This window comes from Flintibacter muris, from assembly GCF_943192995.1.
Taxonomy (GTDB): domain Bacteria; phylum Bacillota; class Clostridia; order Oscillospirales; family Oscillospiraceae; genus Lawsonibacter; species Lawsonibacter muris.
On sequence record NZ_CALPCP010000008.1, the window covers coordinates 134268 to 143017 of the forward strand.

Genomic DNA, 8750 nt, shown 5'->3' on the forward strand with positions numbered 1-8750 from the left:
GGCGGCCCAGGCCGCCCGCGCTCCTTAACAACAAAACGGAGGGCCGATGGCCGCTCCCACAGGAAAAGGTGATTTTATGAAAATCTTATTCGCGACCTCCGAGGCCGCCCCCTTCATCAAAACCGGCGGCCTGGCTGACGTAGCCGGCTCCCTGCCACAGGCCCTGGCGGCGGAGGGCCATGAGGTCAAGGTAATCCTCCCCCTCTACGAGGGTATCAGTGAGGACTGGCGCTCCAAAATGACCTTTTTGAAGTACTTCAATGTCACGCTGGCCTGGCGTCAGGTATACTGCGGCATCTTTGAGGCTGTATATCAGGGCGTCACCTTCTGGTTTGTGGACAACGAGTACTACTTTAAACGCTGGCAGCTCTACGGCCACTTTGACGACTGTGAGCGTTTTGCCTACTTCTCCCGGGCTGTGGTGGAAACCCCCGGCCAGCTGGGCTGGTCTCCCGACATCATCCACTGCAACGACTGGCAGACCGCCCTGGTCCCCGTCTACCTTCTGGAGGAAAAGTACCGCATCCCCGAGCTGGCCGGCGCCAAAACGGTGTACACCATCCACAACATTGAGTACCAGGGCCGCTATGGCGACCAGGTCCTTCAGGATGTGATCGGCCTGGACCGCAGCTACTTCAACGAAGGCATGCTGGCCTACCACCGGGACGTGAATCTGATGAAGGGCGCCATCATGGCCTCCAGCTTTGTCACCACCGTCTCCCCCACCTATGCCCAGGAGCTGCGCACCCCCTTCTATGCCCATGGGCTGGACGGAGTCATCAACCAGCAAAGCGGCAAGCTGGAGGGCATCCTCAACGGCATTGACGTGGACCTCTACGACCCCGCCAAGATGGGGGGGGTGCCCGCCAACTACACCTTCAAGACCCTGACCAAGGGCAAAGCCGCCTGCAAGGCTGCCCTCCAGCAGGCCGTCGGCCTCCAGGAGGACCCGGACGTGCCTCTCATTGCCTGTGTCTCCCGTCTGGTGGGCCACAAGGGCTTCTCCATGGTCACCGACGCCATCCACGAGATCATGGGCCTGGGCACCAAGGGCACCCAGATGATCGTACTGGGCACCGGCGACTGGCAGTATGAGGAGGCCTTCCGCAATGCCCAGAGCCAGTATCCCGGCCGCTTTGCCGCCCAGCTGACCTACTCCGCCCCCCTGTCCAACATGATCTACGCCGGCGCAGACATCTTCCTCATGCCCTCCGTGTCCGAGCCCTGCGGCCTGAGCCAGATGATTGCCATGCGCTTTGGCACCATCCCCGTAGTCCGCGAGACCGGCGGCCTGAAAGACAGCGTCACCCCCTACAACAAGTTTGAGGGCACCGGCAGAGGCTTCACCTTCGCCAACATCAGCTCCGGCGACATGGTGTGGGTGCTGCGTGAGGCGGTAGATTTGTACAACACTGACAAAAAGGCCTGGAGGGGTCTGCAAAAGGAGGGCATGTCCGCCGACTTCTCCTGGAAAAACTCCGCCCAGCAGTATATTGACATTTACAACCGCATCCTGGCCTGACTTCCTTGTCCTGCAACGGTCCCGCCTCTGCCAGGTGGGACCGTTTTTGTTTTTTGCGACAATCCCACCCTGGAATTTCTCCCTTTTTCTCCCACTGCCTATGTTGACGTTGTCCTGAAAATCTGTTAAAATAAACAACTGCGGAAAACCGCGTTTCCCCTTTGATGAAACAAAACAGGAGGCACTGTTATGACGGATTATTCCCCTGAATACAATAAGGAGCAGCTGACTGAGATGATCACCGGCAAGCTCCAGCGCAACTTTGGCTGCACAGTAGAAACAGCCAACAACAACCACATGTTCAAGGCCTGCGCCCTGGTTCTGCGGGACATCATGTCCCGTCACCGCATGGATACCAGCAACCAGGTATGGGAAAAGCAGCAGCGTCAGGTCCACTACCTGTCTCTGGAATTTCTTATGGGCCGCTCTCTGGAAAAGAACGCCTACAACCTGGGACTGCTGGACACCCTGAAAGAGGTTCTGGAGGGCATGGGCTTCTCCGCCGCTGACCTCTTCGAATCCGAGCCGGACGCCGGCCTGGGCAACGGCGGCCTGGGCCGCCTGGCCGCCTGCTATCTGGACTCCATGACCACTCTTGAGATCCCCGCCACCGGCTACTCCATCTGCTACGAGCTGGGCATCTTCAAGCAGAAGATTATCGACGGCAAGCAGGAGGAGCTGGCCGACAACTGGCTTGGCCTGGGCGACGCCTGGCTCATCCCCAAAATGGAGGAGGCCGAGGAGGTCCGCTTCGGCGGCAAGATCGTGGACCGCTGGGACGAGCACGGGGTCAACCACCCCGAGCATGTGGGCTACACCGCCGTTCTGGCCATCCCCCGTGACATGAAGATCGCCGGCTACCAGACCAAGCACACCAACACCCTGCGCCTGTGGGACGCCAAGAGCCCCCTGCCTGTGGACATGTCTCTGTACTCCCGGGGCGAGTATCTCAAGGCGGTGGAGCAGCAGGCCATGGCCGAGGTTATAGCCAAGGTCCTCTACCCCGACGACAACCACTACGAGGGCAAGTCCCTGCGCCTGAAACAGCAGTACTTCTTTGTCTCCGCCACCATTCAGTCCATTGTCCGCCAGCATAAGGCCCAGTACGGCACCCTGCGCAACTTTGCCCGGAAGCATGTCATCCAGATCAACGATACCCACCCCACCCTGGTCATTCCCGAACTGATGCGCATCTTCCTGGACGAGGAGGGCTACGGCTGGGATGAGGCCTGGCACATTGTCACCGACGCGGTGTGCTACACCAACCACACCGTTTTGGCTGAGGCGCTGGAGCGCTGGCCCCAGAAGCTGATTGAGGACCTTCTCCCCCGCATCTGGCAGATCCTCACCGAAATCGCCCGCCGCTACCAGACCGAGCTGGAGCGCCGCTACGGTGGCGATGTCGGCAAGATTTCCCACATGGCCATCATCTGGGGCGGCGAGGTCCGCATGGCCAACCTGTGCGTCTGCGCCTGCCAGTGCATCAACGGCGTGTCCGCCCTTCACTCCGAGATCTTGAAGCGGGACGTCTTCTGTGACGCCTACCAGGCCCAGCCCGGCAAGTTCAAGAACGTGACCAACGGCATTGACCACCGCCGCTGGCTGTCTCAAATCAACCCCAAGCTGGACGCCCTCATCCGTGACTGCACCGGCGGGGATCAGTACCTCCTCCACCCCGAGGCCCTGAAGGATTTTGAGAAGTCTGTGGATGACAAGACCGTCCTCAAGCAGCTGGAGGACATCAAGAGCGAGAACAAGCGCCGTTTCGCGGCCTGGGTCGCCCGGGAATCGGGGGTCACCCTGAACACCGACGCCATTTTTGACGTCCAGGTAAAGCGCCTCCACGAGTACAAGCGCCAGCTGCTCAACGTGCTGCACATTATCTACCTGTACAACCAGCTGCGGGACAACCCCAACATGGACTTCACCCCCCAGACCTATCTCTTCGGCGCCAAAGCGGCCCCCGGCTATCACGTGGCCAAGCAGATTATCCAGCTTATCAACTCCCTGGCCGCCCAGATCGCCAAGGATCCCATCTGTAAAGACAAGCTCCAGGTGGTCTTCCTGGAGAACTACCGGGTCTCTCTGGCCGAGAAGCTGATGCCCGCCTCTGAGATTTCCGAGCAGATCTCCACCGCCGGCAAGGAGGCCAGCGGCACCGGCAACATGAAGTTTATGATGAACGGCGCCCTCACCATTGGCACCCTGGACGGCGCCAATGTGGAGATGCACCAGCAGCTGGGCGATGAGAACATCTTCCTCTTCGGCCTGACCACCGAGCAGGTGAACCAGCGCAAGCGGGACGGCTACCGCCCCCATGAGATTTACCTCCACAACCAGACTTTGAAGCGGATTATCGACCAGATCACCGCCGGCTTTGACGACAAGGTTGTCTACAGCGACCTGTCCAACCGGCTGCTCTTCGGCGCGGGCGGCAGTCAGGCCGATGAATATCTGCTGCTGGCCGACTTTGACAGCTACTGCGACGCTCACCGCCGCGCGCTGGAGGCCTATGCCGACCGTCAGCGCTGGAACCAGATGTCCCTTATCAATATTGCCCGGTCCGGCATCTTCGCCGCCGACCGCTCCATCCAGGACTACGCCCGTGACATCTGGCACGTGCCCACCCGGAAATAAACAAAAAAGTTCCCGACCGACCGGTTGGGAACTTTTTAAATTGTAAAAAACGCCTCCCTCTTTGAGGCAGGCGGCACGGCGAAGATGTGACGGAAGGAGTTCGTCTCTATAAAAAACCGGTCCGCTCATTTTGAAGCGGGCCGGTTTTTGTGTTCCAGCACTTCAATCTCGGGCTCAGGTGAGGACATGAACAGCTCCTCACACTCGCGCTGGGCCCGGATCAGAAGGTTGATGGCCTCCTCGCTGGCCTGGAACATGGTCAGGTACATTTTTTGGTAATCCGGCATAAGAATCAACCATTCCAGGAGACAGCCCTGTCCGGCTGTCTCCCTGTTTTCTCAACGGATTTTCCTGCGGGGGAGGGGGGTATACCCTCCCCCTATACAGGTTTTTTCCGTCGAGACAAACAAAAGCGGTGCGGGCTTTTGCAACCCCACACCGCATATGTCAAACACAAACTCTCAAATAAATACTTGAAAAAATGGACTTTTCTGTTATAATGAGAGCTGGCGCAGCATTGCTGTTGTGTGGGTGGGTGGTTCACCCGCATAGGGGCGTGGGGGAGGGCACCCCCCACGTTCTGCCCTATATGGCTTTATTTGTCTCGCAAATTCACTATAGCATATTTTGTCGAAAAATTCAAGACATTTTTTTAAGCGCGGCCCTGTTTTTGGGCCGCGCTTTTGTGTTGGAATGGAGAATTTTTATTTGGGCAGGGACACGTCCTTCTGCTCAAAGTAGGCCGACAGCTCTACGGAGGTCTGGGAGTCGCCGTACTGCTTGATGGAGGCCAGCAGGGTGTCCAGTTCCCGGGTGTCCTTCACGGCAAAGCGCAGCAGGGCGTTGAGCTTGCCTACCAGGTGGTGGTGGGCGGTGATGGAAATGGTTTTTTCGCAGAATTGACAAAAGAGGTTGTATTTTTCCGGAAAAACAGCCACCAGAATAAAGCCGGTCAGGCTGCTGTCCAGCAGGGTGCGGTCAATGCTGACGGAAAAACGTTTGATAATGCCCTTGTCCTCCATGCGCCGGATGCGCTCAGAGACGGCGGGGGCGGTGAGCCCCACCTGATCCCCAATGCACTTGAGGGTGGTGCGGCTGTCTGCCTGGAGCAGATTCAAGATTTGGTAGTTGGTGCGGTCCATCAGTCCACCACGGTCTCTTTCTTGATGACGGTCTTTACCAGATTGCTGCCCATGCGGTAGCAGATGTAGTCCAGGTCGGGGGCGTCCCAGATCACCAGGTCGGCCTGCTTGCCCGGCTCCAGAGAGCCCACCTTGTCCGCAAGGTCAATGGCGCAGGCGGCGTTGAGGGTAACGGCGGTGAGGACCTCCTCCGGGGTGAGCTTGTACTTGAGACAGCCCAGGTTGATGACAAATTGCAGGTTCAGGCAGGGGCAGGAGCCGGGGTTAAAGTCGGAGGCCATGGCCACCGGCACCCCGGCGTTGACCATATCCCGGGCGGGGGCGAAGGTGGCCCCCAGGTAGAAGCTGGTGGCGGGCAGCAGGCAGGCCACCACGCCCCCCTTTGCCATGCTCTCAATGCCCTCGGGGGGGCAGACAATCAGATGCTCGGCGGAGATGGCCCCCAGCTCACCGGCCAGGACGGAGCCGCCAATGGCCTCAATCTCGTCGGCGTGGATTTTGGGCCGCAGGCCGTACTTGAGCCCGGCCTCCAGCACCCGGCGGGACTCCTCCACCGTGAAGGTGTCCGCCTCGCAGAAGACGTCGCAGAATTTGGCGATGCCCTGCTCCTTCACCTTGGGCATCATCTCCTCGCACACCAGGCGGACATAGGCCTCCCGGTCGGCCTTGTACTCGGCGGGCACCAGGTGGGCCCCCATAAAGGTGGCCACAATGTCCATGGGGTGGCGGTCGTTCAGGTTTTGAATGACTTGCAGGGCCTTGAGCTCGTGCTCAGTGGCCAGACCGTAGCCGCTTTTGGCCTCGCATGTGGTCACGCCAAAGCCCATCATCTCGTCCAGCGCCCGGGCTGCCTTTTGGGTCAGCTCCTCCGCGGTGGACTGGCGGGTGGCGTTGGTGGTGGACTGGATGCCCCCTCCGGCGTTCTGAATCTCCAGATAGGTTTTTCCGTGGAGCTTCAGCCCCAGCTCATTCTGCCGCCAGCCGCCGAAAATCAGGTGGGTGTGGGCGTCCACCAGGCCGGGGGTGACCAGATTGCCCTGGGCGTCAATCACCTGGTCCGCCGCCGGGGCGGGGCCGGTCCCCACCTGGGCGATGAGGCCATCCTCCATGAGGACCCAGGCGTCCTTGAGAATCTGGATGTTCCCCTGCTCCGGACCCTTTTTTGGGCCGTTCCCCTGGGGGGTGGCCAGCATGCCGATGTTGGTGACAATTACCTTGCTCATGTTGTCATTCCTTTCCAAAAGAGGGGACGTCATGGGACGCCCCCTCTGTATTGTTGCGTGATGGAATTTTAGCCCTTCATGCTCTTCACGGCCTCGGCCACAATGGCGTCGTCGGCGAGATAGGGCATGGTGATGTGGTCCTGACCGGCGTACATCTCGTTGTACTCGGCCACGGTGGTCATGGAGTTGGGGTTGCCCGCCCAGTTGCGGCGGGACACGCCGATCATGGTGTCCCAGGGCATGGACATCTTCAAAATGGTGTCCACCCGCTCAGAGCCGTCCAGCACCATGCCAAAGCCGCCGTTGATGGCCTTGCCGATACCGGTGCCGCCGCCGTTGTGCAGGGCGATCAGGCTCATGCCCCGGGCGGCGTTGCCCGCGTAGCACTGGGTGGCCATCTCGGCCATGATGTTGGAGCCGTCCTTGATGTTGGAGGTCTCACGGAAGGGGGAGTCGGTTCCGCCGGTGTCGTGGTGGTCACGGCCCAGCATGACGGGGCCGATCTCGCCGTTGCGGACCATCTCGTTGAACTTCAGGGCGATATTCATGCGGCCCATGGCGTCCTGATACAGGATGCGGCACTGGGTGCCCACCACCAGCTTGTTCTTCTTGGCGTCACGGCACCAGACATAGTTGTCATAGTCCTGATAGCGGCGGTTGTGGGCCTTGATGTACTCGGCGGCGGCGGCGTCGGTCTTGTCCAGGTCCTCGGGGTTGCGGCTCAGGCAGCACCAGCGGAAGGGACCGTAGCCGAAGTCGAACAGGCAGGGCCCCAGGATGTCTTCCACGTAGGAGGGGAAGATGAAGCCGTCCAGGTCGTTCTCGCCGTTTTTGCAGATGGACTTGACGCCGGTGTCATACACGGCCTTGAGGAAGCTGTTGCCGTAGTCAAAGAAGTAGGTGCCCTTGTCGTGGAGCTTGCAGATCATCTCATAGTGGTGCTGGAGGGTCTTGTCAACCAGCTTGGCAAAGCCATCGGGGTCCTTGTCCAGCATCTCGGTGCGCTGCTCAAAGCTCAGGCCCTGGGGGCAGTAGCCGCCGTCGTAGGGCACGTGGCAGGAGGTCTGGTCGCTCAGCAGGTCCACATGGATGTTGTTGTTGTAGACATACTCCAGCAGGTCCACAATGTTGCCGTGATAGGCCACGGCGCAGGGCTGCCTGCTGGCCTGGTGCTCCTGGGCGATCTTTACGGCCTCGGCCAGGTCGCCGGTGCGGTGGCTTACCCAGCCCTGGGTGTAGCGGGTCTCAATGCGGGAGTCGTCCACCTCGGCAATGATGGAGGCGGCTCCGGCGATCTCAGCGGCCTTGCCCTGAGCGCCAGACATGCCGCCCAGACCGGCGGAGATGAACAGCCGTCCGGCCAGATTGCCGTCCTCGGGGATGCCCAGCTTGAGACGGCCGGCGTTGAGCAGGGTGTTGAAGGTGCCGTGGACAATGCCCTGGGGGCCAATGTACATCCAGCCGCCGGCGGTCATCTGGCCGTAGTTGGCAACGCCGATGGCGGCGGCCCGGTTGAAGTCCTTCTGGTTGTCATACATGCCCACCATCAGGCCGTTGGAGATGATGCAGCGGGGGGCCATCTTGTGGCTGTGGAACAGGCCCAGGGGGTGGCCGGACATGACCACCAGGGTCTGCTCGTCGGTCATGACCTCCAGATACTTTTTGATGAGGCGGTACTGCATCCAGTTCTGGCAGACCTGGCCGGTCTCGCCGTAGGTGACCAGCTCGTAGGGGTACAGGGCGATATCAAAGTCCAGGTTGTTGTCGATCATCACCTGGAAGGCCTTGGCCTCGGTGCAGCTGCCCTTGTACTCGTCAATGGGCTTGCCGTACAGCCGGCCGGCGGGGCGGAAGCGGTAGCCGTAGATGCGGCCGTGCTCCTCCAGCTCCTGGGCGAACTCCTTGGCCATCTGGGCGTGGTGGTCGGGGTGAATGTACCGAAGGGCGTTCTTGATGGCCAGGGCCTTGTCGGCCTCGGACAGGTGGGACTCCCGGCGGGGGGCCCGGCGGTAGCCCTCTTCAAAGGCGGGGTACTCGGGCAGGTCGTAGTCCAGCTTGATGGTCATGGCGTCTGCAAGATTCATAAATGTTTCCTCCGTTTCTAAAAAATAATCTCTCGGAATCTTTAAGCCAATAAACACAAGGCTTTCAGATGCCTTTTTTATTAAAATCCCCCACTTTTTTTGCCAAAAGCACTTGACAAATATATCGAAAAATGCGGCGCTT

6 protein-coding genes are annotated in these 8750 nt (G+C 59.9%); 2 read left to right on the forward strand and 4 right to left on the reverse strand.

Annotated elements, in window-relative coordinates; all coding sequences use genetic code 11:
• Window positions 1-76: 76 nt before the first annotated feature.
• Both glgA and NFS22_RS09275 read left to right on the forward strand, forming a co-directional pair.
• Complete coding sequence (gene glgA, locus NFS22_RS09270; protein ID WP_251317479.1) at window positions 77-1522, forward strand: glycogen synthase GlgA; 1446 nt, start codon at window positions 77-79, stop codon at window positions 1520-1522.
• Between the two features lie 189 nt (window positions 1523-1711).
• Window positions 1712-4159 carry a glycogen/starch/alpha-glucan phosphorylase gene (locus NFS22_RS09275; RefSeq protein ID WP_251317480.1) on the forward strand — a complete coding sequence of 816 codons (2448 nt, stop codon included), beginning with the start codon at window positions 1712-1714 and terminating at the stop codon, window positions 4157-4159.
• Window positions 4160-4284: 125 nt separating this feature from the next.
• Here the strand turns inward: NFS22_RS09275 and NFS22_RS09280 are convergent, their stop codons facing one another.
• The 4 genes from NFS22_RS09280 to NFS22_RS09295 all read right to left on the reverse strand — a co-directional run bounded on the left by NFS22_RS09280 (window position 4285) and on the right by NFS22_RS09295 (window position 8608).
• A complete protein-coding gene (locus NFS22_RS09280; protein WP_251317482.1) occupies window positions 4285-4446 on the reverse strand; it encodes a hypothetical protein in 162 nt (53 codons plus the stop codon).
• Window positions 4447-4863: 417 nt separating this feature from the next.
• Window positions 4864-5301 (reverse strand): Lrp/AsnC family transcriptional regulator, encoded by a 438-nt coding sequence (locus NFS22_RS09285; RefSeq protein WP_251317484.1) that lies wholly within the window; start codon window positions 5299-5301, stop codon window positions 4864-4866.
• Window positions 5301-6524, reverse strand: coding sequence for an imidazolonepropionase (gene hutI, locus NFS22_RS09290; RefSeq protein ID WP_251317485.1), 1224 nt, complete (start codon window positions 6522-6524; stop codon window positions 5301-5303). The genes NFS22_RS09285 and hutI overlap by 1 nt, the downstream gene beginning before the upstream one ends.
• A 68-nt stretch (window positions 6525-6592) precedes the next feature.
• A complete protein-coding gene (locus NFS22_RS09295) occupies window positions 6593-8608 on the reverse strand; it encodes a urocanate hydratase (protein WP_251317487.1) in 2016 nt (671 codons plus the stop codon).
• Between the last annotated feature and the right edge of the window lie 142 nt (window positions 8609-8750).